Origin of the sequence: Bacteroides sp. 519 (assembly GCF_010500955.1) — a bacterium.
In the GTDB taxonomy this organism is placed as follows: Bacteria; Bacteroidota; Bacteroidia; order Bacteroidales; family Bacteroidaceae; genus Bacteroides.
In genome coordinates this window covers 168,964-193,294 of the sequence record NZ_QVMJ01000005.1, presented here as the reverse complement: position 1 = coordinate 193,294, position 24,331 = coordinate 168,964, and the positions used below count along the sequence as shown (strand labels likewise).

22 protein-coding genes and 3 tRNA genes are annotated in these 24,331 nt (G+C 37.8%); 12 read left to right on the top strand and 13 right to left on the bottom strand.

Annotated features, from left to right (window positions below):
- Positions 1-97 precede the first annotated feature (97 nt).
- A tRNA-His gene (locus tag D0T85_RS07165) sits at positions 98-174 on the bottom strand.
- 184 nt (positions 175-358) lie between these two features.
- Between D0T85_RS07165 and D0T85_RS07160 the strand changes: the two genes are divergently transcribed.
- A tRNA-Val gene (locus D0T85_RS07160) sits at positions 359-433 on the top strand.
- A gap of 29 nt (positions 434-462) precedes the next feature.
- Positions 463-540: transfer RNA gene (locus D0T85_RS07155), tRNA-Val, on the top strand.
- Positions 541-591: 51 nt separating this feature from the next.
- On the opposite strand, the gene D0T85_RS07150 is transcribed toward D0T85_RS07155, so the two are convergent.
- The 8 genes from D0T85_RS07150 to D0T85_RS07115 all read right to left on the bottom strand — a co-directional run bounded on the left by D0T85_RS07150 (position 592) and on the right by D0T85_RS07115 (position 8,169).
- Complete coding sequence (locus tag D0T85_RS07150) at positions 592-1,224, bottom strand: DUF3256 family protein (protein ID WP_163211688.1); 633 nt, start codon at positions 1,222-1,224, stop codon at positions 592-594.
- Positions 1,225-1,228: 4 nt separating this feature from the next.
- A complete protein-coding gene (locus tag D0T85_RS07145) occupies positions 1,229-2,188 on the bottom strand; it encodes a DUF4435 domain-containing protein (RefSeq protein ID WP_163211686.1) in 960 nt (319 codons plus the stop codon).
- Entirely contained in the window at positions 2,178-2,960 is a 783-nt protein-coding gene (locus D0T85_RS07140; RefSeq protein ID WP_163211684.1) for an AAA family ATPase, read from the bottom strand. Before D0T85_RS07140 ends, D0T85_RS07145 begins: the two co-directional genes overlap by 11 nt.
- Positions 2,961-2,997: 37 nt before the next feature.
- Positions 2,998-3,897, bottom strand: a complete 900-nt coding sequence (locus tag D0T85_RS07135) for a DMT family transporter (RefSeq protein ID WP_163211682.1) — start codon at positions 3,895-3,897, stop codon at positions 2,998-3,000.
- Positions 3,898-4,003: 106 nt separating this feature from the next.
- Positions 4,004-4,756, bottom strand: coding sequence for a tRNA pseudouridine(38-40) synthase TruA (truA, locus tag D0T85_RS07130; protein ID WP_163211680.1), 753 nt, complete (start codon positions 4,754-4,756; stop codon positions 4,004-4,006).
- A 2-nt stretch (positions 4,757-4,758) separates the two neighbouring features.
- The gene (gene fmt / locus D0T85_RS07125; protein ID WP_163211678.1) at positions 4,759-5,718 is read right to left on the bottom strand and encodes a methionyl-tRNA formyltransferase; all 960 of its coding nucleotides are present in this window, start codon (positions 5,716-5,718) and stop codon (positions 4,759-4,761) included.
- Between the two features lie 88 nt (positions 5,719-5,806).
- The gene (locus tag D0T85_RS07120) at positions 5,807-7,597 is read right to left on the bottom strand and encodes a chloride channel protein (RefSeq protein WP_163211676.1); all 1,791 of its coding nucleotides are present in this window, start codon (positions 7,595-7,597) and stop codon (positions 5,807-5,809) included.
- Between the two features lie 8 nt (positions 7,598-7,605).
- Positions 7,606-8,169: an L-threonylcarbamoyladenylate synthase gene (locus D0T85_RS07115; RefSeq protein ID WP_163211674.1), complete on the bottom strand. Its 564-nt coding sequence runs from the start codon at positions 8,167-8,169 to the stop codon at positions 7,606-7,608.
- Between the two features lie 141 nt (positions 8,170-8,310).
- Between D0T85_RS07115 and D0T85_RS07110 the strand changes: the two genes are divergently transcribed.
- Both D0T85_RS07110 and D0T85_RS07105 read left to right on the top strand, forming a co-directional pair.
- Positions 8,311-8,748 carry a thioesterase family protein gene (locus D0T85_RS07110; RefSeq protein ID WP_163211672.1) on the top strand — a complete coding sequence of 146 codons (438 nt, stop codon included), beginning with the start codon at positions 8,311-8,313 and terminating at the stop codon, positions 8,746-8,748.
- A 206-nt stretch (positions 8,749-8,954) separates the two neighbouring features.
- A complete protein-coding gene (locus tag D0T85_RS07105; RefSeq protein WP_163211670.1) occupies positions 8,955-9,704 on the top strand; it encodes a hypothetical protein in 750 nt (249 codons plus the stop codon).
- Positions 9,705-9,906: 202 nt separating this feature from the next.
- Here D0T85_RS07105 and D0T85_RS07100 read toward each other — a convergent pair whose 3' ends face one another.
- Both D0T85_RS07100 and D0T85_RS07095 read right to left on the bottom strand, forming a co-directional pair.
- Positions 9,907-12,510 (bottom strand): sugar-binding domain-containing protein, encoded by a 2,604-nt coding sequence (locus D0T85_RS07100; RefSeq protein ID WP_239060661.1) that lies wholly within the window; start codon positions 12,508-12,510, stop codon positions 9,907-9,909.
- Positions 12,511-12,588: 78 nt separating this feature from the next.
- On the bottom strand, positions 12,589-13,464 hold the full coding sequence (locus D0T85_RS07095) for a hypothetical protein (protein WP_163211668.1): 876 nt from the start codon (positions 13,462-13,464) through the stop codon (positions 12,589-12,591).
- Positions 13,465-13,634: 170 nt separating this feature from the next.
- Here D0T85_RS07095 and mdh point away from each other — a divergent pair, with 170 nt between their 5' ends.
- Positions 13,635-14,576, top strand: coding sequence for a malate dehydrogenase (gene mdh, locus D0T85_RS07090; RefSeq protein WP_163211666.1), 942 nt, complete (start codon positions 13,635-13,637; stop codon positions 14,574-14,576).
- Positions 14,577-14,659: 83 nt separating this feature from the next.
- Here mdh and D0T85_RS07085 read toward each other — a convergent pair whose 3' ends face one another.
- Both D0T85_RS07085 and D0T85_RS07080 read right to left on the bottom strand, forming a co-directional pair.
- Positions 14,660-15,940: an NCS2 family permease gene (locus D0T85_RS07085; RefSeq protein ID WP_163211663.1), complete on the bottom strand. Its 1,281-nt coding sequence runs from the start codon at positions 15,938-15,940 to the stop codon at positions 14,660-14,662.
- Positions 15,941-16,026: 86 nt separating this feature from the next.
- A complete protein-coding gene (locus D0T85_RS07080) occupies positions 16,027-16,719 on the bottom strand; it encodes a DUF5020 family protein (protein WP_163211661.1) in 693 nt (230 codons plus the stop codon).
- 355 nt (positions 16,720-17,074) lie between these two features.
- On the opposite strand from D0T85_RS07080, the gene D0T85_RS07075 reads away from it, so the two are divergent.
- The 7 genes from D0T85_RS07075 (at position 17,075) to D0T85_RS07045 (ending at position 24,330) form a co-directional block, all read left to right on the top strand.
- Positions 17,075-17,428, top strand: coding sequence for a hypothetical protein (locus D0T85_RS07075; protein WP_163211659.1), 354 nt, complete (start codon positions 17,075-17,077; stop codon positions 17,426-17,428).
- A gap of 713 nt (positions 17,429-18,141) precedes the next feature.
- Positions 18,142-18,852: a zinc-ribbon domain-containing protein gene (locus D0T85_RS07070; RefSeq protein ID WP_163211657.1), complete on the top strand. Its 711-nt coding sequence runs from the start codon at positions 18,142-18,144 to the stop codon at positions 18,850-18,852.
- A 2-nt stretch (positions 18,853-18,854) separates the two neighbouring features.
- Positions 18,855-20,162 (top strand): FHA domain-containing serine/threonine-protein kinase, encoded by a 1,308-nt coding sequence (locus D0T85_RS07065; protein WP_163211655.1) that lies wholly within the window; start codon positions 18,855-18,857, stop codon positions 20,160-20,162.
- Between the two features lies 1 nt (position 20,163).
- The gene (locus D0T85_RS07060; protein WP_163211653.1) at positions 20,164-21,063 is read left to right on the top strand and encodes a hypothetical protein; all 900 of its coding nucleotides are present in this window, start codon (positions 20,164-20,166) and stop codon (positions 21,061-21,063) included.
- Between the two features lie 4 nt (positions 21,064-21,067).
- Entirely contained in the window at positions 21,068-21,805 is a 738-nt protein-coding gene (locus D0T85_RS07055; protein ID WP_163211651.1) for a MotA/TolQ/ExbB proton channel family protein, read from the top strand.
- A gap of 6 nt (positions 21,806-21,811) precedes the next feature.
- Positions 21,812-23,464: an FHA domain-containing protein gene (locus D0T85_RS07050; protein ID WP_163211649.1), complete on the top strand. Its 1,653-nt coding sequence runs from the start codon at positions 21,812-21,814 to the stop codon at positions 23,462-23,464.
- 11 nt (positions 23,465-23,475) lie between these two features.
- Positions 23,476-24,330: a hypothetical protein gene (locus D0T85_RS07045; RefSeq protein ID WP_163211647.1), complete on the top strand. Its 855-nt coding sequence runs from the start codon at positions 23,476-23,478 to the stop codon at positions 24,328-24,330.
- The last annotated feature ends 1 nt before the right edge of the window (position 24,331 follow it).

Genomic DNA, 24,331 nt, shown 5'->3' with positions numbered 1-24,331 from the left:
GTTCCGGTTTGATGGATTAGTTGTGCAGGGGGCAATTTACAATTAATCTTATTAAAAACAAAAGCCCTGAACAAAAAGTCCAAGGCTTATTTCTTTTTGGGGTGGCTAATGGGGTTCGAACCCACGACCTTCGGAACCACAATCCGACGCTCTAACCAGCTGAGCTATAGCCACCATATTTGCTAATGCGGTGCAAAGATAGATATAATCTTTAATATTGCAAATATCAGCATGTGTTTTTTGATAAAAAAGTGAGAAAAGAAGCTATTATTGAATAATAGAGAAAAATATTTCAGCTTTTCTTTGGAGGTTTCATAGAAAGCCGTATCTTTGCATCGCTTTTGAAACGAAAGTGTACGGGCGATTAGCTCAGTTGGTTCAGAGCATCTGGTTTACACCCAGAGGGTCGGCGGTTCGAACCCGTCATCGCCCACAAAAATAACTGAACACTTTCGTAAAAAAGGGCGATTAGCTCAGTTGGTTCAGAGCATCTGGTTTACACCCAGAGGGTCGGCGGTTCGAACCCGTCATCGCCCACCAAGAAACAAAAAAAGGCCTGTTGGAAAACAGGCCTTTTTTGTTTCTTATGGGTTAATTATAAAACTTTTCACCATCCCACTCATACACTAAAGGAGCTTGGATATAAGTAAGAATCTCTTTTTTATCATCTCCTTCCATGTATTCGGGGGTAGTATATGCAAAGGTTAATTTATTGGTATCTTTATCCAATTCTGCTTTTCTCAGAAATATATCAGCTTTCTTCTTTAATTGGTTATATTCGTTCAGCTTTTCCTGAGAGGGGGCTTGAAAGAAATCGTCGGCACTGGGAAGTGTTATATATTCGGTAGCGGGTAACTCTTTCCAATCGGTTGTGAAGAATTTTATTGAGCTGTCGCATACTGGTCCGCATGCAGTAGAAACAATGCAAACTATTTTTTTTTCTTCGCTTACCGGAAGCAGTTTCATTTCCCAAACACTCTTATCGGTTGTTTGAATGCGTATGTAAGAGTTTGAAAGGGTAGTCATTTCGGATTCGCCCCCCAATTTGTTTTTTACTTTGGCTGCCATATTGCTTTCAAGGAAATCAATAAAATCGGCTCTGTTTACAGCTGTAAGAAGTGGATACAGTGAATCGGGAATGTTTGCGAATACGGTTTTAGCTTCTTGGGCAGATAGGGAGATAGCTACTGATAGTATAAATAAAAGTGTTGTTAGCTTTTTCATATATTTAATTATTTGCTTGAATGTATTTTCTCATGTCATTTTCTATCCTAATTATTTCGGGGTAAGTTCCAAAAAGAATATTATGACTGATTACCTTTTCAAAATCGTCTACTGAATTATATAGAATTCCAATCTGACTGGAATCTTTTAATTTTCCTTTTTCTATCTCTAGTATCTTATCGCAAACCTTTTTACCAATAGTGTTACACATCGAAAATAAATTATGTCCTCTGATATAGAGATAGGTGTTTTCTTCTGTAAGTCCTAATGCAGCATATTTTCTTTTTTCGGTTTCTAAACTAAATTGAAGATGAGTTCTTTTTAGTGATTCTATTTTTTCAGTAACTCTTTGTTTTAATTCATTTAATAATTTATCCGACTGATTGTCAATGCTATTATAAACATGGGGCAATTTAATAAGCGAACAAAACTCATCTTCATTAAAATCCTCCGGGTTATTCCTGAATAATGCAATATGCCATAAAAACAGTTCGTATATAACAGCTGAATACTTTTTCAGAAAATCTTCGAAATCATATATTTCATTATCATACTTACATGATAGTTTGCATATCAGGTTTAGTCCATGACTAATACAGAAATGATTCTCTAAAGAATAAGTATATGTCTGAAATATAAAATGATCTATATCAATGTTTGGTTCTTGTAACAAATAACGGTAATCGCTATCAATACAAATCAGAAAATTCTTATTTAAATAAGGCTTAAACTTTAAACATTGTTCGCAACCTGATGTATTATTCCCTTTTTCATTTTGCGAATATGGAAGGAACTGAAATGTTTCATTCGGAAAGTACCTTTCAAAAAAAGGTCTCCAGAATCTTTCATCGGTTTTATCTTCCAAATGAATAACAGCTTTGCATTTCCTCAATAGCGTTGGTATATTGGAATAATACTGTGCCAACGAGGAGTAGTGTTTTTGTACATCCCGATTAGTTTGCATCACTCATAATATCTTCCATATATACAACTTTATCTCCCCAACCATTACCGAATATACCAGGCGAATGGGTTGCTAATATAATCTGGCAATTGGGGTTCAACTCTCTGATTGTATTGATCAATTCAAACTGCCATTCTATGTGCATGGATATTTCGGGTTCGTCCATCAACAGAATATAGGGCTTTTCTTCCATAAGGAAGACTTTGAACATAATAAGCAGGAATTGCTTTTCACCAGAAGATAAATCTTCCAGTTGAATAGTGTTCCCGTTTTGTTTGAATATGAGTTTATTGGTATGAGGATCTACTTCAATCTTCTTGTTTGTGGTTGAGAATTGTTTATCAATCAGTTTATAGAATGATTGAATACGTTTATTAATAGAATCGGCCTGTTCGGGAAAATTGGTTGCTTTTAGGCGATAATCATAAAAGGTGTTTTTTGATTGTCCAGTGGTGTATATTGCATCAAGGAGATCAAGGGTTAAAGGTGATTCGGATTTCTTTTTATGGGAGTAAACAACATCAAAAGTAGTGATAAACTCTGCAATCAGTGGAATATCTGAATATGTATATTGATATGTTGCTTCTGAATGATTATACTTGTTTTTGATTTTTGAATCGTTAGTAATGGCCCCCCATATTAAATTTAATAAAGTCGTTTTACCACTACCGTTTATTCCAACAATGATATTTACATCTTCATGAATATTATTCCATGCGATGTTTTTTGTACCCCATAGGCTTTTGATTTCAACCTTATTCAAATATGCCATACTATATTACTATTCAACCACACAAAGGTATAAATTATTATCTTGTCCCCAAATATAAGAATATCATTCCTATTAACACCAGAAGCAGGTCGATTGCTTTACTTTTTAAATTCTTTTCACGGAAAACCAATGCACCGAACAAGAAAGAAACAATTACACTGCTACGCCTTACCATGGATACAATAGAAATCATAGAATCATCAAAGCTCAATGCATAGAAGTAAGCAAAATCGGCAGCCGACAAAAATATAGAAATTAGAATAATAGTCCATGTCCATCTAAACGGAGTAGTGGATTTCCTTTTGGGCCACCAAAGTAACAACAGGATAGGACACATTATAAACACCTGATAAATATTATACCACGACTGAATAAGCATGTGATTGAATTGTTTCATCAGGTACTTATCGTACAGTCCGCTGATGGCACCCATTATGGTAGAGAGGATAAGAAAGAATATCCATTTGTTATGCTTAAAATCTATTCCTTCTTTCTTGCCGGAATTGCTTAACATAAAAAAGGATATGATTGCCAACGATACTCCAATCCATTGATATAGATTAAGGCGTTCGCCAAACAAAAGCATGGCTCCAAGAAGTACTATCACAGGACGGGTGGCATTGATTGGACCTACTATGGTAATGGGTAAATGTTTCATTGCAAAATACCCGAAGATCCATGAAGATAGTACGATGAACGATTTTATTATAATGTATTTATGTACTTCCCAACCTGCCTGAGGTACCTCGAATATGGTTCCTCCTAAAACATTGGGAGCATACAAGGATATCAGAACGAAAGGGAGAAATATAAGACTGGAGAACAGTGTATTCAGAAAAAGAACCGGTAAAACAGCGTTGTCTTTTAATGACTGCTTTTTAAATACATCATAAAATCCCAGCAAAAGTGCTGAAAGAAATGCTAATAATAACCACATAATAATTAAGTTTTAAATAGAGTGAGGTAGAGGTAAAGTGAGGTAAAGGAGGTAAAGTAACGATGCCGCATGGATACTTTACCTCCTTTACCTCACTTTACCTCCTTTATCTCCATATCTCTTCCGGATACTCTACATTTACCAGAAACAATCCCTGACCGGGAACAGATGTACCGGCTTTACCACGGTCTTTTTGTTCAATGACTTTCCGGAATCCGTCGGCTGTAAGTTTTCCTTGTCCAACTTCGAGTAGTGTACCTACTACTGCCCGTACCATATTGCGCAGAAACCGGTCGGCTGTGATGGTAAATTCCCAGGTAACATCGTCTATCTGTGTCCAACAGACGTTTGTTACTTTGCAGTTGTTGGTTTTAACATCGGTGTGTAGTTTGCTGAAACTGGTAAAGTCGGTATATTCGTATAATATACGGGCAACCTGATTCATCTTATCGAAATCGGGTTTGTTATGAAGCCGGTAACGGTACTGTCTTTGAAAAGGAAACTTCTCTGTTGTTACGTAATATTTATATGTGCGCGAAAGGGCATCAAAGCGTGCATGAGCATCGGGTTTGACTTCTTTTACATTGTATACCGAAATGTCGGGAGGTAAAATACGGTTTAGCTTTTCTTTTACCTGGCTTGTATCTAGTGGCTCGCCCGGATAGTCGAAATGTGCAACCATTAGTGCGGCATGTACTCCGGCATCTGTTCTTCCGGCACCGATAACTTCTATCTCTTTACGAAGAAAAGTGTACAGGGCTTTCATTAATGTTTCCTGTACGCTTATACCATTGGGCTGTATCTGCCAGCCGTGGTAGTTGGTGCCGTCGTAAGCTAAATAAATAAAGTAACGATGCATAATCAAACAAAACATACTGTACTTGCAAACCTATATCCTCGCAGAAGTTCGCCTATTTCCAAACGCTTTTTCCCAGGGAGTTGCAGTGATTTGACACTAATAAATCCATCGGCAACAGCAACTTTTAAATAAGTTTTGCCATCTGTTTCTATTGAACCGGGAGTAAGCTGATGCGTCTCCTGAGATTTCTCGCTACCGAATATCTTTGCAACTACGGTTTCATCTGCCGTTTGCATCTCTGTCCATGCTCCGGGATAAGGTGATAAGCCGCGAATGAAATCATATACGTTCTTTGCAGGCTGATCCCAGTTTATCTTACAAGTATCCTTGAAGATTTTTGGTGCAGGAAGCAACTCGCCCACCACTGCCATGTCTTCTTGTGCAATAGGTTTTATGGTGCCGGCAATAATTGCATCTACGGTTTCCAGAACCAAATCACCACCCAGATTCATTAGTTTATCGTGTACAATACCTACATTATCGGTATCGGCAATGGGTACTTTAACCTGCTGAATAACTTTGCCCGTATCAATTTCGTGGGTCAGGAAGAAGGTGGTTATTCCGGTTTCGGTTTCACCATTTATAACTGCCCAGTTTATAGGGGCTGCACCACGATATTGGGGCAATAAAGATGCATGCAGATTGAATGTTCCGAAACGTGGCATATTCCAAACTACTTCGGGAAGCATACGGAAGGCAACAACTATCTGAAGATCGGCTTGCCATGCACGAAGATCGTTCAGAAAATCTTCATTCTTAAGTTTCTCTGGTTGCAATAAAGGCAGATTGTGGTCTAACGCATATTGCTTTACCGGCGAATATTGGATTTTATGTCCACGGCCTGCGGGCTTATCGGGCATTGTGATTACACCAACAATGTTATAGTTGCCTTCAACTAAACGACGGAGGGGCTCTACCGCAAAATCGGGAGTACCCATGTATACTATTCGTAAATCTTTCATTTTAGTTTTTAAGTTTTTAAGTTTCTGAGTTTTTAAGGATATTAAGATGTCTTATTAACTTAAATCCTTAAAAACTCAAAAACTTTAATCAATCTTCCGAGAACTGTACAAGCACCTCACGGTAGGCGTTAAATATCTTCGACTTAGAAACAAATCCCAGGTATTTACCCTCTGTACTTACTATGGGCAAGTTCCATGCTTTGGTATCATCAAAGGTGCGCATAACCTGTTCCATACTATCTGTATCGTACAACCTGATAGGGATGGCTGTCATCAATTTCTGTACTTTAAAACGATGATACAACTCCTGGCGGAACATAATGTTCCGGATATCATCTAATAAAACAACTCCTAAAAGTACTCCTTCTTTATCTGTTACCGGAAACATGTTACGGTGTGAGGTTGAGATTACTTTCACCAGTTCGCCCAAATCCATATCCGGATAAACTATCGAAAAATCTTTTTCAACAACATGCTCCATCTTCATTAAAGTAAGTACGGCTTTATCTTTATGGTGGGTAAGTAGCTGTCCTTTTTTGGCCAAACGCATAGAGTAAATACTATGCGGCTCGAATATAATGATGGTAAGGTACGAGCTTACGGCAACAATCATTAAAGGAAGAAATAAATCATAACCTCCGGTAAGTTCGGCAATAAGGAATATTCCGGTTAATGGGGCATGCATAACTCCACTCATAACACCGGCCATTCCCATCAGGGCGAAGTTGTTTTCTGGCAGGTTGGGGGTAAAGTCGAAGAAGTTGCTGAAATAAGAGAAGATAAATCCTACTATACAACCCAGAAATAACGAAGGTGCAAAGATACCTCCGGTACCTCCCCCTCCATTGGTTGCGCTAGAAGCAAATACTTTAAACAAAACAATCAATAACAAATATACTATCAACAGGTTTGAATGACCATAAAAGATAGAGTTATTCATTGTTGTATCCCAGTCTGCTAAATTCTTACCATTAAGTAAGAGCTCAATAGTATCGTATCCTTCACCATAAAGCGGGGGAAATAAGAAGATAAGAATACTTAACAGTATTGCCCCTAACAGGAATTTCTTATATGGGTTGTTCAGCTTGCCGAATATTCCTTCCAGCCAAATCATTGCACGGGTAAAGTACAAAGATGTTAATCCGCAGAAAATACCCAACAGAATAACATAGGGGATTCTTTCCATCTCAAACAATTGCTCCTGATGGAACTTAAACATGGCCTCTGTACCAGTAAGAATATAAGAAACCGAAGCTGCTGTTACCGACGATATGAGCAACGGAAGCAACGAAGTCATAGTCAAGTCGAGCAATAACACTTCGATGGTAAACACTAATCCGGCAATGGGTGCCTTAAAGATTCCTGCAACAGCACCCGCAGCGCCACATCCTACAAGGAGCATAAGTGTGCGGTGTTCCATTTTGAAGAGGCTTCCCAGATTAGATCCGATAGCCGAACCTGTTAGTACAATAGGTGCTTCTGCTCCTACCGATCCCCCAAATCCGATGGTTATGGAACTGGCTATGGTCGACGACCATATATTGTGCCTTTTGATGCGCCCTTTACGGCGCGATATAGCATATAATATTTTGGTTACACCGTGACTAATATCATCTTTCACAATATTACGCACAAACCAGCCGGCAATAAATATCCCAACAATGGGATATACCAAATACAGGTAGTTAACCCCTGTTGAACTGAAGTTATTGGTAAGAAAATCCTGGATAAGATGTATTAAATACTTCAGGATTAAAGCAGCAAAGGCAGTAAATATACCAACCAGAAAGCTCAAAAGTAAAATGAAGTTTTTCTCTTTGATGTTTTTTTCACGCCATAAGGTAAAGCGTTGAAATAAACTCTCTTTTTTCTTTTTCATTATCTAAATTATTCTCTCAATATCTTAATAACACCACCTTTATCCAGTTTTATAATGCTGGATGGCTTAGGCTTACTCATATCATCCTGTTTATAGGATACGATGTAATCTACTGCCGATTTTATCTCTTCTGTTATTTCGCTGAAGTTAGCCGGCGATGGTTGCCCGCTGATGTTTGCCGAAGTAGACACAATGGCTTTGCGAAAACGTTGGCAAAGCTGGTGCGAAAACTTCTCACTTGTAACACGTATTCCTACACTACCATCATCGGCCAAAAGGTTTTTGGCCAGATTTCGTGCACCCGAGTATATAATTGTCAGGGGTTTATCGGTGAGTTCAATTAAGTCCCAGGCTATGTTAGGAACATCGTCGACATAGAAATCTACTTTTACCGAAGAGTCAACCAGTACCAACATAGCTTTACTATCTATGCGTTGTTTGATTTCGTAAACACGCTGAACAGCTTTTTCGTTCGTTGCATCACAGCCTATTCCCCAGATGGTATCGGTTGGATAAAGAATTACTCCTCCATCATTCATTACCTGGCATGCTTTCTTGATATCTTCTGTCATTTAGTTATGGTTACAAGTTACGAGTTACGAGTTACAAGATGCAAAGGTACAAGTTTTAAGGTTACAAGTAATATGTTAGCAGAAATTTTATAACTTTGCGCCCGTTGTTTTGTAACTCGTAACTTGTAATTCGTAACTATTATGCTTGAAGATTTAAAATTCCACCATACACTACCCATACAGCTACGTTTCACTGATGTAGATAAGTTCGGTCATGTGAATAACAATGTATATTTCACTTATTACGATTTAGGAAAGACTGCGTATTTTTCTACTGTTTATCCTTCGGCCGACTGGAACAGAGATGCCATGGTGGTGGTACATATTGAGGCGGATTTCATTTCGCAAATTCTTGGTACTGATACCGTTGCAGTGCAAACTGCAGTTCTTGAAATTGGTAACAAAAGCATGACAATTATACAACGTGTAATAAACACGCATACCAATGAGGTTAAATGTTACTGCAAATCAATAATGGTGGCTTTTAGCATGGAAACTCACGATTCTATTGAAATCCCGGAGGACTGGAAAGAAGCTGTTACGGCTTTTGAAAGAAGGGATGTAAGGAAGAAGAAGTAGATTAATTAATGTAAATTGTTGTTGCTGTTATTGTTGTTGCTGTTGGATTGTGTATATTTGCAGAACAAATAATAGAAACGAACTGTTTCTCAATTTAAAAGGAGGACTTTATTATGGGATCTGACTAACACATTACACCGTATTATGAGCAATGTATAATAATACATTGCTTTTTTAATTAATTCAAAATCTATTATCTTTTATCTATGAGATTCCTAAAAGCAAATCTATTAACAGGATTGAATTGTATCGCAGGAATAGCGTCGGTTGCTGGTATATTGCTATTTATTTTTAGTGATAAAACAAATGCAATAATAGCATTGACTGCGTTATTTGTTTTTCTAGCAATAATATTAGCTATTATATTAATTGCAATTGTTCAATTCCTTAAAAAAGAACATAATTCAGATTGTATTAAATCGTGTGTATTTACTACTTTCGAAACATTAGATTCTACAAGGTGTGTCTTTGAAACATACAGAGTAATACAAAATAAAAGACTTATCTTAAATAATGTCGATCAAAACTTTAAATGGTCTGGATCAAAGATGCCAATAATTTCTTCTGAATGTCAAAGCGTTAAGAGTATTATTTCGAATGATAGCAATCATTATGATAAGGCTATACTACAATTTAAAAGACCATTGTTATATAACGAAATAGGACTAACACACTTTAAAGCAGAATTGGATGATCATGATAATAAAGCTAAACCTCATCTGGATTTTAGAGTAGACTCTGTTATTCCTGTAGTTCATTACAGAGTTATTCTACGCCATAAACCAGAAACATTTAATAAATCTGCTAAGTTTTTGAGAAAACCGATTGACTCTAAAACCCCATTAGAATACATCGAAATAGGAAGTATTCCATTTGATGCAATAACTAAAAGTTATACTTACAATTTAATAGACCCGGAACCAGGATATTATTATAGAATTCTATGGGAAAAATAACATCACTTACTACTGCTACTGGATTTTATTTACGTACACCCGGGTGTTAACCATGTGTACACCCGGGTCTGCAAGACTTGAACACCCGGGTCTACGGAATATGAACACCCGGGTGTACAAGCATCGTACACCCGGGTGTTTGCAAATAAATGCTATAAGGAACCAAAACCCAATGCAGTAGCATCTATCGTTTATCCCAGTACTACCAGCCTAAAGATACATTGCTTTCGGGCATGTTCCATGCCGAAACAAATAGACTTGAATTATCAGTAAGCGAACTGTTTACGGTTAATTGCACGGTACGTTGCTCGCCGGGAAGAATGCTTGTGTAGTTATCGTCCCAGAAAACCGGATAAATAACATCGCCTTTATTGTTACGAAGAACAAAGCGAGTCATTAAGCTGATTACCGATGAACTATTGGTGACCTCCAGAGTTACCACATGGTTAGTATCTTGGGTTTCTACCGATGATTTTACATCCAGAGTTGCTGTGGGCATTGAACTCAATGCTTTAAAATCGGCATACGCTTTTAATGGTGTACGTACCCAGTTTGTTTTATCCCAATCGTGTTGATCTTTTGTTCCAGACAGGCAATAGAAATTGCGGGCAATGAAAGCACCTTCTTTATCATACAGTTCCAAGGCCAGGAATACATTGGCTGCAATGCTATCCAGTTGAAATACTTTCTTAGATAAGTCTACCTCTACACGAAAATCTATATTTGCCTCTTGAATTAGTTGCGAATCGGGTCCATAAAGAGCTATTCTGGCTTTTCTTTCCACAGGAACAATACCCTCGTTTACATAATAAATGCCATTATCTTTATAATTATAGATAAGCTGTTGAGGCATATTGCCTCGTTTAATGCCATAATAAGCAGCTGTGGGAATGAGGTAATAATCGTAAACCTGCCAGTAAAGAGATGGCCATGCCGAGTTTAACATCCATTGAACAATTCCTGTTGTCTTAGGCACGTTTACACGGAAAGCTTCGAACATGGCTTTTGTACCCTCATAGTTTAAAAGGTTGGCTTTACGTAGATAATCATTTAAATCGGTGGCCTTACCATATTTTTTTTCAATAGTTTCGGTAAGTATATCCAGCGACTTCATTGAGCGGGTGCAATGGTAATCCCAATATTCGTTTAATGGCCATAGCTTATCTTCGGGAATCATTTTCTTTAATGATTCAATAACAGGTAACTGGGCACCTATTCCGGTTTCGGTATTAAAGCCAAATGCTCCACCATATTTATTATCTTCGTACCAGTAGTTGGGGCCTACATATTCATAAGGACCATTCATTTTCATGCCTGTTGAGCCTGTTACCGAACTGTTTCTTTTTGAAGCCGCTGCTACATAAGGCCGTAGCCTATCAACCTCCTTTAAAACTTTCAGGTATTTTTCTTCCAGTGCCGGGCGTGGTGTCATATCGCTGCCCACATACCATGCAATAATACTGGGGTGATTGCGCAACCATACTACCTGATCTCTGAAAGAGTTGGCTATCAGCTCCATGTCTTTTTCTGTTTTGATACCTCCGTATTTATCAACCGGGCCGCCTAAATGGTTTTTCCACTCCCATTGACAACTCCAACCAACAAGAACAAGTAAGCCGTACTTATCGCACAGATCGTAAATGTTTTGCGAAGTTCCCCAGATGTTTTCTAAACGTATGGAGTTCATATTCATGTCTTTTACATACTGCACCTGTATTTCGTTGGTAACAGGGGTATCGCGCAGGAAGATGTCATCGGTCCAGCCGGCACTCTTTATCAGTACTTTTTTGCCGTTAAGCATAAAACCACGATCATCTTTGGTAATGAAATAATCTTTTATCTCACGAATCCCAAAGGGTATTGTATCACTGTCGGATATCTTTCCATCTGTTTCGAACTGCAATTTAAGTTCGTACATTTCGGGGGTTCCCAGGTTGTTGCACCACCATATTCGCGGATTCTCTATATACAACTCTTCTACCTCTTCCGAAGTTAGTTTCACTACTTTCTCTTCGCCTGCCTCTAACAAAACAGGTATGGTAAACTCTTTCTCTTCGTACTGCCCCAACAACTTGCCTTTAACTTTCTTGTCCGAGTAGTTTTTAAGTGTCGTTTCTACTGTCAGCCAGGCCTCATCGAGTGTTTGTGTGTTTACTTTAGAATGCACATAGGTGTTTTTCATCTCTACCACATTAAATACTTCGAGATATACTTCCCTGAAGATGCCCATACTCTCATCGGCCGGACGTGGATTCCAGTCGACAAAACCAATATTAGGATCACCGGGCTGTGCACGGAACACTTCTACTGCCAGCGTATTATTTTCTGCCAGATACGGGGTTACATCAAAAGAGAATTGCCTGAAGGGCCCATACAGTTCATTGCGAGAGGCTATCTGCACACCATTCAGCCATACATTTGCATAGTAGCTTATGCCATCAAAATGTATGCGGGCATGCTGATTGTCTGTTAACAACGGTAGGGTAAACTCCTTTCTGTACCACCATGAACAATTAAATGGGGTACGATCTATCTCCTTATAATTTAATCCGGTAAGAACATCTTTGTACAAGCCGTTTTGCGTTAGTACTCCCATTATTGTAGAGGGCACAAAACCATTATACCAGTTACTTACTGTTGCATTTGGGGTTGATATTTCGCTTCCGGGGGCGGTTGCTTTTTCGGACGATTGCACTTTCCAATCGTTATCGGCAAGCATAATTCTCTGTGGTTCAATATTATCTCTCACTTTACATGATAAGGTAAGTGTAGAGAAGAAAAAGATTAAAAACAGGTTATATTTCATGGCAAAATCTGTTTTAGGATAGGGGGAGGAATGTAGGTAGGATACAATGCGGGCGGTTTGTGAACCGCCCTTGTGATGTTATTCTAATGTAAATTGTTGCGAGCCAATCAGTCCGCTATCGGCAAAGATGTCTACACGGTAATTTCCTGCATACAGGAATTCTTCAACATGCCAGTACACTGTAACCTGTTGTTCTTCGCCATTGTATTCTATATATTTCTTGATAGAATAATTCAGCGTACGGTTTTCGTAGGGGAAGGTGTGCGATGCATCTTTGGTAAGCACATCATTATCGGGTTTGGTAATACGGATGTATAAAGTGCGCTCGCCGGTTTCGGCCGTAATGTTTTTAGTGATAGTAAAGCCAATGTTTAACTTAACAACGTCTTTTACTTTTTTAGCCTTCTTATCCCGTTTATTCTTTGGTTCGATATGGATGTTGGTTGCATCTAATTGTGCAGCCAGAGTTACTTGTTTGTTGAGCTTTTCTTTTTCTTCGGATAAGTTAGAAATCTGTCGCGAAGCATCATTGTATTTCTTTGTAACTTCGGCAATAACCTGTTTTTGTTGGGCTGTTACCCGGTTTAAAGAATCAATTTGGTTGATGTAGCTCACCATTACTTTTCTTAAAGAAGATAGTTCGTTTTTCAGTCGGCGGATTTCTACAGCATTGCTGCTTTTAACCGTACGTAGTTCTTCGAGCAGTCTTTGAACCTTAACCTTTTCCTGATCCAGTAACAAAGCAAGCGAATCGTTGGTAATAGTGAGTTGAAGTTCGTCGTACCTATTGGCAAAAGAAGTGTATTCATTCTCTAACTCTTCCTTTTCCAGCTCAAAGGCCTCAATCAGCTCTTTGTTGCTCTGCTTTTCGGCTATTAATAACCATGTTACCAAAAACATGGCAGCAATTAAAACTCCAACTGCTATATATATAACCAGGTTTTTATTTTTCATAAAGGGTAGTGGTTAAGTGTTAATTGGGCAAAAGTAATAGAAATACAATGAATTTGCAGTTATCTTTAACTAAATTTATTATGGAAATATTTCCTTAATCAGATTAACATTGGTAATTTTGTCATCAAATTCTTTTAGTTAAATTCATAAACTTAAAAAGTATATTATTTATGTCAAAAGTAACCGTAATAGGCGCAGGTAACGTAGGTGCTACATGTGCAAATGTGTTGGCTTTCAATGAAGTGGCCGACGAAGTAGTAATGTTAGACGTTAAAGAAGGCGTTTCGGAAGGAAAAGCAATGGATATGATGCAAACCGCTCAATTGCTCGGTTTTGATACTACGCTTGTTGGTTGCACAAATGATTATGAAAAAACTGCAAATTCGGACGTTATTGTGATAACTTCGGGTATACCTCGTAAACCAGGTATGACTCGCGAAGAACTTATTGGTGTAAATGCCGGTATTGTGAAAGGCGTTGCCGAAAGTGCATTGAAATATTCTCCCAATGCTATTCTTGTAGTAATTTCGAACCCAATGGATACAATGACTTATCTTGCATTGAAATCTCTTGGTTTACCAAAGAACCGTATCATTGGTATGGGTGGTGCTTTAGATAGCTCACGTTTCAAATACTTCTTGTCGCAAGCTATCGGTTGCAATGCAAACGAAGTTGATGGTATGGTAATTGGTGGTCATGGCGATACTACAATGATTCCTTTGGCTCGTTTTGCTACTTACAAAGGTATGTCGATCTCTAACTTTCTTTCCGAAGAAAAAATAAACGAAGTTGTTAGCGCAACTATGGTAGGTGGTGCAACACTTACTAAACTGTTGGGTACATCTGCATGGTATGCACCAGGTGCTGCAGGAGCTTTCGTAGTAGAATCTATTCTGCACAACCAAATGAAAATGATTCCTTGCTCTGTAGCATTGGAAGGCGAATATGGTGAAAGCGATATCTGTATTGGTGTTCCTGTAATACTTGGACGCAACGGTATTGAAAAGATTGTTGATCTTCCATTGAACGAAGACGAGAAAGCAAAATTCAAAGCAAGTGCTGATGCTGTACGCTCAACAAATGCTGCATTGAAAGAAGTAGGCGCACTTTAATTTTCATTACTTATATATAGAAAGAGGGTGTAATCGTTGCGGTTACACCCTCTTTCACGTTTATACCTATAGGTATTCCTCAGTTATATCAAATACTTCAATATAAACAGTGCAGCAATAATGTACATGCCTATACTTAACTTCTTGTGTTTGCCACACAGCAAATTAATAATAACATAGCTAATCATTCCAAGCACAATACCATCCGAAATGCTATAAGCCAGCGGCATGAAGATAATGCAAATGAATGCCGGAATAGCTTCCGAGTAGTCGTGCAAATCTACATCTTTAATTGGTGTAAGCATCATTAGCCCAACCAAAACCAGCGCCGGAGCAGTAGCCGAACCCGGAATAGCCAGGAAAAGAGGTGCAAAGAAAAGAGCCAGCAAGAAACAGATAGCCGTAACAAAGGATGTCATTCCGGTGCGTCCGCCTTCGCCTACACCAGCAGCACTCTCTACAAATGTAGTTACTGTACTTGTTCCCAAAGCCGAACCGATGGTAGTACCAACAGCATCGGCCATAAAAGCCATACGTGCATTAGGTATTTTTCCATTCTTTAGCATGCCTGCTTTGGTTGATACACCTACAAGTGTGCCAATGGTATCGAACATATCTACAAAAAGAAAGGTAAAGACAATAATAGCCATATCTTTGGTAAATATGTTATGAAACTCATACTGGAAGAAAATAGGTTCGATAGAAGGAGGTGTACTAACCACCCCACTATAATGAGTAATTCCTAATGGGATACCAATTAAAGTAGTTGCAAGGATACCAATCAGCAAAGCGCCTTTTACACGTAGAATCAGTAAAACACCGGTAATCAGTAATCCAATTAATCCCAATAATGGTGCTCCGCTGGTAATATCGCCCAAGCTAACCAGTGTAGCCTGATTGCTAACAATAATTCCGGAGTTTTGCAAACCGATAAAAGCAATAAACAGTCCGATACCCGCACTGATTGACTTCTTTATAGTTTCGGGCAGAAGGTTTACTATTGCTTCGCGAAGATTTGTAAGTGTAAGAACAATAAAGATTATACCTTCAATTAGTACAGCAGTGAGTGCAAATTGCCAGCTGTAGCCCATTGTCAGGCAAATGGTGTAAGCAAAGAATGCGTTCAATCCCATGCCGGGAGCCAATGCAAAAGGAAGTTTAGCCAGTGTGGCCATCAGAAGCGTAGCAATAACCGAAGCTATAACAGTAGAGGTAAACAATGCCCCTTTATCCATTCCTGTTTCGCTTAATATAGCCGGATTAACAGCCAGAATGTAAGCCATAGTAAGGAAAGTAGTTATACCGGCCAGTATTTCTATTCTCAGATTGTGCTTTTTAGTAAAGCCAAATAGTTTTTCTAACATGATTAAATTAGTTGAGAGTTGAAAGTTGAGAGTTGAGAGTTACGATGCCGCATGGCAACTTTCAACTCTCAACTCTCAATTTTCAACTAATTAAACGTCCATTTTACAGCAAGTGTTGGAAGGCAGTAGAAGCCTTTACGGGCAGCAAAGTTGTTGCTGAGTTCCCATTCGGTACCTACACTCATGTTGAAATCTTTATCTACCCCTTTAAACTTGTTGAGGTTTACCCAGAACTGTGGTTCGGTGAGGAATATATATTCTTTGCCGGTAAAAGGATTCTTCTCGCGCCAGAAGTCAACAAAGCCAGTAAAGGTTAGCTTTTGTTGTGCAAAATGCAGATACCATGTTCCGGTTAGCTGGAAGTTATGCGATGAAGAGTTTTTATGGATGTATTTGTACATCGGTGTAAAAGAGAACCCTTTGCTGAAATCGGAACTGTTATATGTATAGGTTGGACCAAACAGAAAAGCATTATCAATGTATCTTAAACCGCCATTGTACTCAACATGTGCAGAAATTGGGCCGTTCCAGAATTTCAATTCGCGTGCTATTTCCCAGTATGCCGAAGCTACTCCTTTTCCGGTATAATCCATATCTACAAAAAAGAATGTGCTTCCCCATTTGTCGGGTTTAAACATTTCTACTGTAGTAGTTAGTTTAGGACGTGTATCCAGTTCATCGTACAACATACTACCAAAGTCGTAATGAAACTGAATGTTTTGTGCATTAAGAACTAAAAAACTGCATAATAGCAATGCAAGCGTAAGTGTTTTCTTCATTTTAATGTTTTTTTATGATTTGGCGCAAAGATATAAATAAATATAATATGAGGGATAAAACATAGAGATACAGATATATAGAGTTCTTTGCATGAATACATATTCTTATTTGAAATTACTGCATTTCTATGTCTCTGTGCATAAGAACAGATGTATTATATTACAAAAGTGTTACAATAATACTGAATATAACAACATTAGTTAAACAAACATGCTGAAGAACATATTTTAGTTTGCTTCGTTGTTATGTTATAAAACATATTTTCTATCTTTGCAAAGAGAAAAAAAATATTAAGCGCTTAAGTTTTTTCAATAGGTATTAGTTTTTAGGATTATAATTAAAAAAGTAAGTATTATGAAACGTTTAGTATTAGCAATAGCTACTGTATTTTGTGTTGGTGTTAGTTCTTTTGCTGTAAGCAATCAGCCAACTGTAGTAAAATGGGATACCAATATTAATGTAAGCAAATTGGGTAAGTATTTAGAGTTGGAAGCTTCTCAAACTGATGAGGTTAGAAACATCACTGTGTTCTTTACAGAGCAGATGAGTCAGGCAACCCGTGCTAAAAAGAATCAGAAAGCCAAAATTCACAATGCAGTATATGGTAACCTGAAGTTGATGAAAAAGACATTAACAAAAGAACAATACACTAAGTATTTAGAACTAATGAATACAACTCTGAAAAACAAAGGTATCATCCTTGAATAATTAGAGTTATGATTCGGAAAGGAAAAGAAAACAATTCAATAGTAAAAAGGCTGTCTCAAAAGAAAATATGAGATAGCCTTTTTTGTTCTCCTAAAATATTTTTGCGTATTATTAACTTTTCCATATCTGCATAGATTCTACATTCAATCGAAAAATACCCTGCTTAATTTCATTTTTCACACGGCATGCCAAAACTGGTAGCCGTGGTTACCAAGAATACAGTTGTGGTTACCAAGAGTACTGGTTGTGGTTACCAAGAACACCTGTTTTGTTAAGCACAGAAATGTCAGTGGTAACCACAAAAACAATAATTGCACAAAAAAAACGGGCTGGAAACAATATGTTTTCCAGCCCGTTTGTGGTATACCTCCCGTATATCTTTGTTATACGAAAGTTATGGGTATTTTTTGAGATTTCCAAATTGGGGTTAACATATGGTAACATGTAGAGAATCGTATGGCATGATGATTATTTAACAAAGATTGCATTAATATAGCGATTAACTTTTTTTGTGTTTTTAAATATGTAAGGAAAGTAAACTCTTTCAGCTTAAGTTGAGCAGAATACATTATGAGATAAACATAAAAAATATAAAAACGAGCATTGAATTGTGTTTTTTGTGTGCAATTATTTAGAATTTATGTGAAAATGTGTAATTTGATTTAACTAAATAAAACATTATACTTGCATTCAAGAATTATAAAACACTATCTATGCGATGCAAAAACTGTGGTTGGGAAAATCCGGACCAAAACCAGAAATGTGAAAAATGTAACGCACCCTTAATGGGTTCGATGATTGAAAATAATATTTCAGGCAGGAAATCAGAACCTATAGCTGATGTACTAAGAGGAACTGTACCCGAAAATGGCAAACATCTTAATACAGGGAATGATCTTGATCCCAGTGAAAATACCAATTGTTCGGCGTGTGGATACATTATCAGTGATAAAATGAATGTATGCCCCAATTGCGGAAATGATATTGGAAAATCAAAAGTCAAAATAAGTCCGGAACAAAAGACTAAAACATGTCCCAAATGTGGAAATTCAGTATCTCCCACCATGAAATTTTGTTCTTCTTGTGGTTCTTCTCTGAAAATGGGAACAGTAAATGCTTGGGAGTCGCCACAGCAAGGTAACTTTTGTACGCTGAAACCTATACCATGGAAAGGAGAAGAAGTAACCTACAATCCTATTACATATTCGGGGAAACTCATTATACTCAACCGAGCCAATACAGATCCTAATAACAATACTATAACATCTAAAGAACAGGCTGTATTGATTTGCGAAGGTAATGAATGGTACATTGAAGACAAAAGTGAACAGCAAACAACATTCATTCGTGCCGGAAAAAAGATAAAGCTGGAAAACGGAGATATAGTGGTACTCGGAAACAGATTATTTGAATTTAAGGGATAAAAATGACTGGTTATATTCCATGTGAACGTTGTGATTTTCGAATTGGAGATTGTATAAACCAACATTATACTATCCTTAAACAATTGGGAGAAGGAACCTTTGGTAAAGTGTTTCAGGTAAAGAATTCTTCCGGGCAAATATACGCGCTCAAACTACTTAAATTATGGACAGTTGAATCTCATGAAAGAAATAAGTTAATGAAGAGATTCGACATGGAGTTTGAGGCCGGACAAATACAAAGCAATTATCTGGTCCACTCACACGAGAAAGGCATTGTACAAGGAAATCCATACATTGTAATGGAATATTGCCCCGGAGGAGATTTGCTTACTGCAGCTGAGACACGTAAACTTAATTTTGAAGCAGTAGCTAGCCAAGTGTTGTTTGGACTTCGTGATCTCCATAATTGCGGCAAAGTACATCGTGACCTGAAACCGGAGAATGTATTAATCCGTCAAAACGGAACAGCTGTACTAACTGATTTTGGTATTGCCGGCGACCAGAACAAAAGAATGACGGAACGTGGTATCCTTGGTACTCCCAAACAAATATTCGGAACCTATGGGTATATGCCGCCCGAACAGATCAATCCCCGGCGGGGCGACGCTACCGTACTACCAACCACGGATATTTTCTCGTTCGGAGTCATGTTTTACCAAATGCTGACATACGAGATGCCTTTTGGTAGTTTAAGTTCCGAAAGAGATTTACCTACATACGTAGAAAACGGAAAAAAAGGAAAATGGGACAGAACGCTATTAGCAAACTCCCATACTGGTAAACATTGGATGGGAATGATGGAAGGCTGTCTGGAACCCGACTTTAAAAAGCGGTTGCAAAATGTTGACCAAGTTCTGGCATTATTACCTAAAAGCACCAATGAAAGTTATAAATACCAGTCTATCTCGTCTGGCGAAAAGCCCAATATGCAGGTGAGAAATGGTATTCTGCTAAAAGTGATGCAGGGAGAAGAATTTGGGAAAATATATAAACTCAATGAATTGCTTTCAGGACAACGCCGGATCATTACATTGGGGCGTGAGGACAGAATGACTCCAAATGCTATTTCCATTAAAGAAGATGAAAGTAGTTATATATCCCGGAAACATTGTACTCTTGAATATGATTCGGCAAAAGCTGTATGGTTAATACGTGACGGACAATGGGAAAAAACACTCTCTACAGGATGGAAGCTTTCTTTGAATGGCACTTATGTAAATTCTACAGAAGTAACTACGAATGGCTTTTATATATCGCCCGGTGATATTATATCTGTTGGAGATGTGAAACTTAGGGTCGAAGGATATTAATATGGCACGCAAAGAGATAAACATATTCGGAACATCCTTCCTTGATTTACTATCGGGTGCATTAGGCGCGGTTATTATCTTGTTCATCATTGTCCCTAAAATGACACAGGAAAATGTGGAATTAATAAAAAAAGTAAAAGAAATAGAAGTTATAGCTTCGGATGTTGAAGAACTTCTGGAAAAGGTAAAGAACAGTGTTCCTACAGAAGTATTTAATACACTTAAAGAAGAGATGGAAACAATCAAATCTAAGATGAGTGAATTGAAAAACAAACTAGCCGAACTGGAAAAAGAAATACAGCAAATAACAGAAGAAAACAGAACATTAAAAGAAACGGTTCAAACCCAGCAGGAAGAAATAGAAAAACTTAAAGCCAAACTTGCCGAAATGACAACCAGAGCTACAGAAGCCGAAGAAAAAAACAAACCAGCTAATACGGTAGAAAAAACATTGGGAGTATTTGCCAAATTTGGCATTTTGTGCAAATGGGAAGAATCAAATACAGATGTAGATATGGGTGTACAACGTTTTGGCATGTCGCCGGAACAATGTTGGCGCATGTATCCATCCAAATCATGGGGTATATTGGGTGAGGATGTAAGAGAGCGGGAAATAAGTGATCAGGAAAGATTCGAGCTATTTTATGTACCACAGATATATCCCGATGAATATACAGTTTGGATTAATATTTATAAAAAATCATCTGGTACAAATGCAAATGTAACATGTATACTAATTTTTCATCCCGGAAAACCAGATGAGCAACGAAAGGAAATAGGACCGATATATCTTTCAAGTAGAACAACTAAGTGTGTAGTTTCTTTCCGATTAAGTAATTTTGGTTTTGAAATAATCAGTCACCGTGAACCACAATGGGGGGAAGGTGAAGTAATAAAATAACAATATGAATTCAAGGATAATCCGGTTAGTAGCCAGTGGAATTATCACCACATTGTTTATGGTTATTCTGGTAGCCATAACCCCCGATAAAGACCCACCACGAATATTAGTAATGATGGGTGGAGTAATGCCTGAAGGGATTATTCAGGGGTTTACATATTTCCTTTTCTTCTTTGGGGGGTTCGAAGTTTTAGCTTTACTGCAAAAGATAAATTATGAAAATGATGCATTCAGTGCCCATTTGTTACCCGAAAAAGAGAACTGGGTATTGAGCGTGGAAGATGTTAACCAACTGAAACTTAATATGCAGCAGTTGGAGCACTCTCAAAAGTTTCTGATGACGGATTTAATAAAGAAGTCCTGTATCAAATATCGGTTGAGTAAATCATCATCCGAAGTTTTAGGACTGGTAGATTCGCAGATACGCATCTATAACGCCGAAATGGAGAGCGAACAATCCTTCATCCGTTATACCGCCTGGGCAATACCCTCTGTAGGCTTTATCGGAACCGTATTAGGTATTGCTGCCTCTCTGGGATTTGCAAAAGATGCTTCCACTGCCCAAGGCATTGAAAACGTAACATCAATGCTGGCCGTAGCTTTCGACACAACCTTGATTGCACTTATATTAAGTATTGTATTGATGTATGGAATTCATTACCTGCAAATGAAACAGGACAATTTGTTTACCCGCATGAATTCTTATGTAATTGAAAATTTAATTAATAGATTTTATAAATAGTTTCTTATGTCCAAACAGACACAACGCTACAAACGCTCATTTACAGGATCGGTAGGTTCCGGCATGAAATCAATACTTGGTGGAAACAATCGTCGGTATTATGTATTAGAACACAAAGTTTCATCCAAATTTCATAAAGCTGGCGAGTCGCAAAAGATCATTGTAGATCAGATTGAACTGGGACGCGATCCGAAATGCCAAATTCGCTTCGACGAATCTTTCGGCACTGTAAGTCGTCGGCATGCAGCAATCATAAAAGACGCTGATAACTGGAAACTGGTACAACTATCCCAAACAAATTCTACCTACCTTAACGGACGGAAAATAGAAAAAGAATGGTATCTGCAAAGTGGAGACGAGATACAGCTTTCTACTAATGGTCCTAAATTGGGATTCATTGTTCCGCAGGGCGAGAAAGGTCTGGTGAAAAGTATTGGCATGACTGCCCGGCTCAACCTTTTCAGGCAGCAGGCATTAAGGCCATATAAACAGGCGCTTGCAGCGCTATCGTTTGTTTTTTTACTTTTTGCTTGTGTGGGAGGATATATAATGTATGGTCAAAGTGAAAAGATAAAGGAATATCATACGGAAAATATCCGAATAGAACAAGATATGCAAGAAGCTTTGGCCACAGCAGAGAAAGAACGTTTAAAGCAAGATTCTATTAATCGGATAGAACTGGAAAATCAAAAAAAGAAATATCAAAAAGAGATAGCTACTGTTAAGGATGAAATGGGGCGTGCAATTAATAATGCATTAAAGAAAGCAGGAGGTAAAACTACCGGAATCAGCGCATTGTTACAAGAACAGAATATATTGAAAGATGTTTTCTATATACAAACAGAGAAGGTTGTACGTATTGATAATGGTACTGAAACTGTATTGACACATCCTTACTATGATAGAAACGGACAACCTGTACATGATGAAAATGGAAATATAAAAGTAGTTCCTTACGGTTGGAGCGGAACCGGATTTTTATTGAATGATGGAAAATTGGTAACAGCCAGACATTGTGTATACGGTTGGTTATATATGGACTTTAGTGATAATATATCCAAAACAACAGAAGCAGTTCGTGCCGCAGCTGAGAAGAAGACAAATATTGTAGCATATTTTATAGCTGTATCTCCTTCTGGTAAAAAGCTTCAATTTAAAAGTACTGATTTTAAAAAGGATGAAAATAAGGACAAAATCATTCAGGTAGGAGTAGATGAAAATAATGGAAACCCGGTTTTATGGCAATTCCCTTATCCGGTTCCAGTTGAAGGAGTTAAATGGTCTGATGAAATATGGGCTACTGACTGGGCGTACACAACTAATACTGGGGGATTGCGTGGAAATCTGCAAACAGATGAAATTCTAAGCCGGAATTTGATGGTTATGCAAGAACTGATAGTATGTGGATATCCAAAAGGCCTTGGAGTGCTCGACGGGAAAAATATGATAGAACCAATAGGTGTAAAATGTACTGCTTCCAGAAACGGATTGGCTAATAATGGTTGCATTTTGCATTCCCGGGGAACAGATCATGGCAATTCCGGTGGACCTATTTTAGCTCTGAAAGATGGTAAATTAGTTGTTGTGGGTATTGTTTCCAGAGGAGATGAGAAAACAAATGAACATAATTGGGCTGTACCTATTTGCTCAATAAAATAAGTGAAACTGAAATGAAAAAAATAATTATTTCTTTGTGTATAATAGTTTTGCCATTCGTGGTAAAAGCGCAATTTGTTTATTCCGATAACCAACAATTGGTTGTTAGTGCAATTGAAAACTCTCTTTTTGTACTTCGTCAATCCTATCAGCTAAAAGATACACTCACTAATGAATATTATGGCCGTGGAGGACGTAATGATTTTGGTACTTTGTTTTCGCTAGGAGTAAAATTGCAACAAAGCTACTGTGTTACAGATAAAGCAATTCGTCCCTGGGAACATGATGAGAATTTTAATCGTTATCGTTCAAGTAACTATGTGCCTATTATTATCAAAACACATTACAAAGAACTGTGTGATAGTTGTTATTATGAAACTTTGGAATTTCACAATCGTCTTCTAACAGAAATTCATCCCAATGAGCTTTATCAACTCACTGATTCAACTTTTAATAAACAAGGGTTCGAAACAGATACCTCTGTTGGCAAAAGGAATGGTTGGCTTGTATGGTTAGTAGCTGCTAACACCATAGAGAAGGCAGATTCTGTTACGGTATCTTACATAATCTACCGAAAAGAATTGAACAGGGAAACGGGTAAAAATGAGTACGAAATAGATGCACCTTCTACCAACCAACATCCTTGGGGGGGTATATTCATTGTACCCGAACAAACTGCTATTGGGCAAATAACATTCCGTTTGGCAGGTATTCTTATGAAAAAAGAAGATAAATGGAGAATTATAACCCCTTTTACATTGCAAAATGCAGGCACAACAGTAATTGAAGTTCCCGAAGAGACAATAGAGGAATTAACTCTTGTTGAAGAAAAAAGTACAAAAAAGAAAACACGAAAACAAAAGAAATAAC

Bases quoted from the DNA above. Each gene is read 5' to 3' on its own strand.
- D0T85_RS07150 (WP_163211688.1), bottom strand. From the start codon at position 1,224: ATGAAAAAGCTAACAACACTTTTATTTATACTATCAGTAGCTATCTCC.
- D0T85_RS07145 (WP_163211686.1), bottom strand. From the start codon at position 2,188: ATGCAAACTAATCGGGATGTACAAAAACACTACTCCTCGTTGGCACAG.
- D0T85_RS07140 (WP_163211684.1), bottom strand. From the start codon at position 2,960: ATGGCATATTTGAATAAGGTTGAAATCAAAAGCCTATGGGGTACAAAA.
- D0T85_RS07135 (WP_163211682.1), bottom strand. From the start codon at position 3,897: ATGTGGTTATTATTAGCATTTCTTTCAGCACTTTTGCTGGGATTTTAT.
- truA (WP_163211680.1), bottom strand. From the start codon at position 4,756: ATGCATCGTTACTTTATTTATTTAGCTTACGACGGCACCAACTACCAC.
- fmt (WP_163211678.1), bottom strand. From the start codon at position 5,718: ATGAAAGATTTACGAATAGTATACATGGGTACTCCCGATTTTGCGGTA.
- D0T85_RS07120 (WP_163211676.1), bottom strand. From the start codon at position 7,597: ATGAAAAAGAAAAAAGAGAGTTTATTTCAACGCTTTACCTTATGGCGT.
- D0T85_RS07115 (WP_163211674.1), bottom strand. From the start codon at position 8,169: ATGACAGAAGATATCAAGAAAGCATGCCAGGTAATGAATGATGGAGGA.
- D0T85_RS07110 (WP_163211672.1), top strand. From the start codon at position 8,311: ATGCTTGAAGATTTAAAATTCCACCATACACTACCCATACAGCTACGT.
- D0T85_RS07105 (WP_163211670.1), top strand. From the start codon at position 8,955: ATGAGATTCCTAAAAGCAAATCTATTAACAGGATTGAATTGTATCGCA.
- D0T85_RS07100 (WP_239060661.1), bottom strand. From the start codon at position 12,510: ATGAAATATAACCTGTTTTTAATCTTTTTCTTCTCTACACTTACCTTA.
- D0T85_RS07095 (WP_163211668.1), bottom strand. From the start codon at position 13,464: ATGAAAAATAAAAACCTGGTTATATATATAGCAGTTGGAGTTTTAATT.
- mdh (WP_163211666.1), top strand. From the start codon at position 13,635: ATGTCAAAAGTAACCGTAATAGGCGCAGGTAACGTAGGTGCTACATGT.
- D0T85_RS07085 (WP_163211663.1), bottom strand. From the start codon at position 15,940: ATGTTAGAAAAACTATTTGGCTTTACTAAAAAGCACAATCTGAGAATA.
- D0T85_RS07080 (WP_163211661.1), bottom strand. From the start codon at position 16,719: ATGAAGAAAACACTTACGCTTGCATTGCTATTATGCAGTTTTTTAGTT.
- D0T85_RS07075 (WP_163211659.1), top strand. From the start codon at position 17,075: ATGAAACGTTTAGTATTAGCAATAGCTACTGTATTTTGTGTTGGTGTT.
- D0T85_RS07070 (WP_163211657.1), top strand. From the start codon at position 18,142: ATGCGATGCAAAAACTGTGGTTGGGAAAATCCGGACCAAAACCAGAAA.
- D0T85_RS07065 (WP_163211655.1), top strand. From the start codon at position 18,855: ATGACTGGTTATATTCCATGTGAACGTTGTGATTTTCGAATTGGAGAT.
- D0T85_RS07060 (WP_163211653.1), top strand. From the start codon at position 20,164: ATGGCACGCAAAGAGATAAACATATTCGGAACATCCTTCCTTGATTTA.
- D0T85_RS07055 (WP_163211651.1), top strand. From the start codon at position 21,068: ATGAATTCAAGGATAATCCGGTTAGTAGCCAGTGGAATTATCACCACA.
- D0T85_RS07050 (WP_163211649.1), top strand. From the start codon at position 21,812: ATGTCCAAACAGACACAACGCTACAAACGCTCATTTACAGGATCGGTA.
- D0T85_RS07045 (WP_163211647.1), top strand. From the start codon at position 23,476: ATGAAAAAAATAATTATTTCTTTGTGTATAATAGTTTTGCCATTCGTG.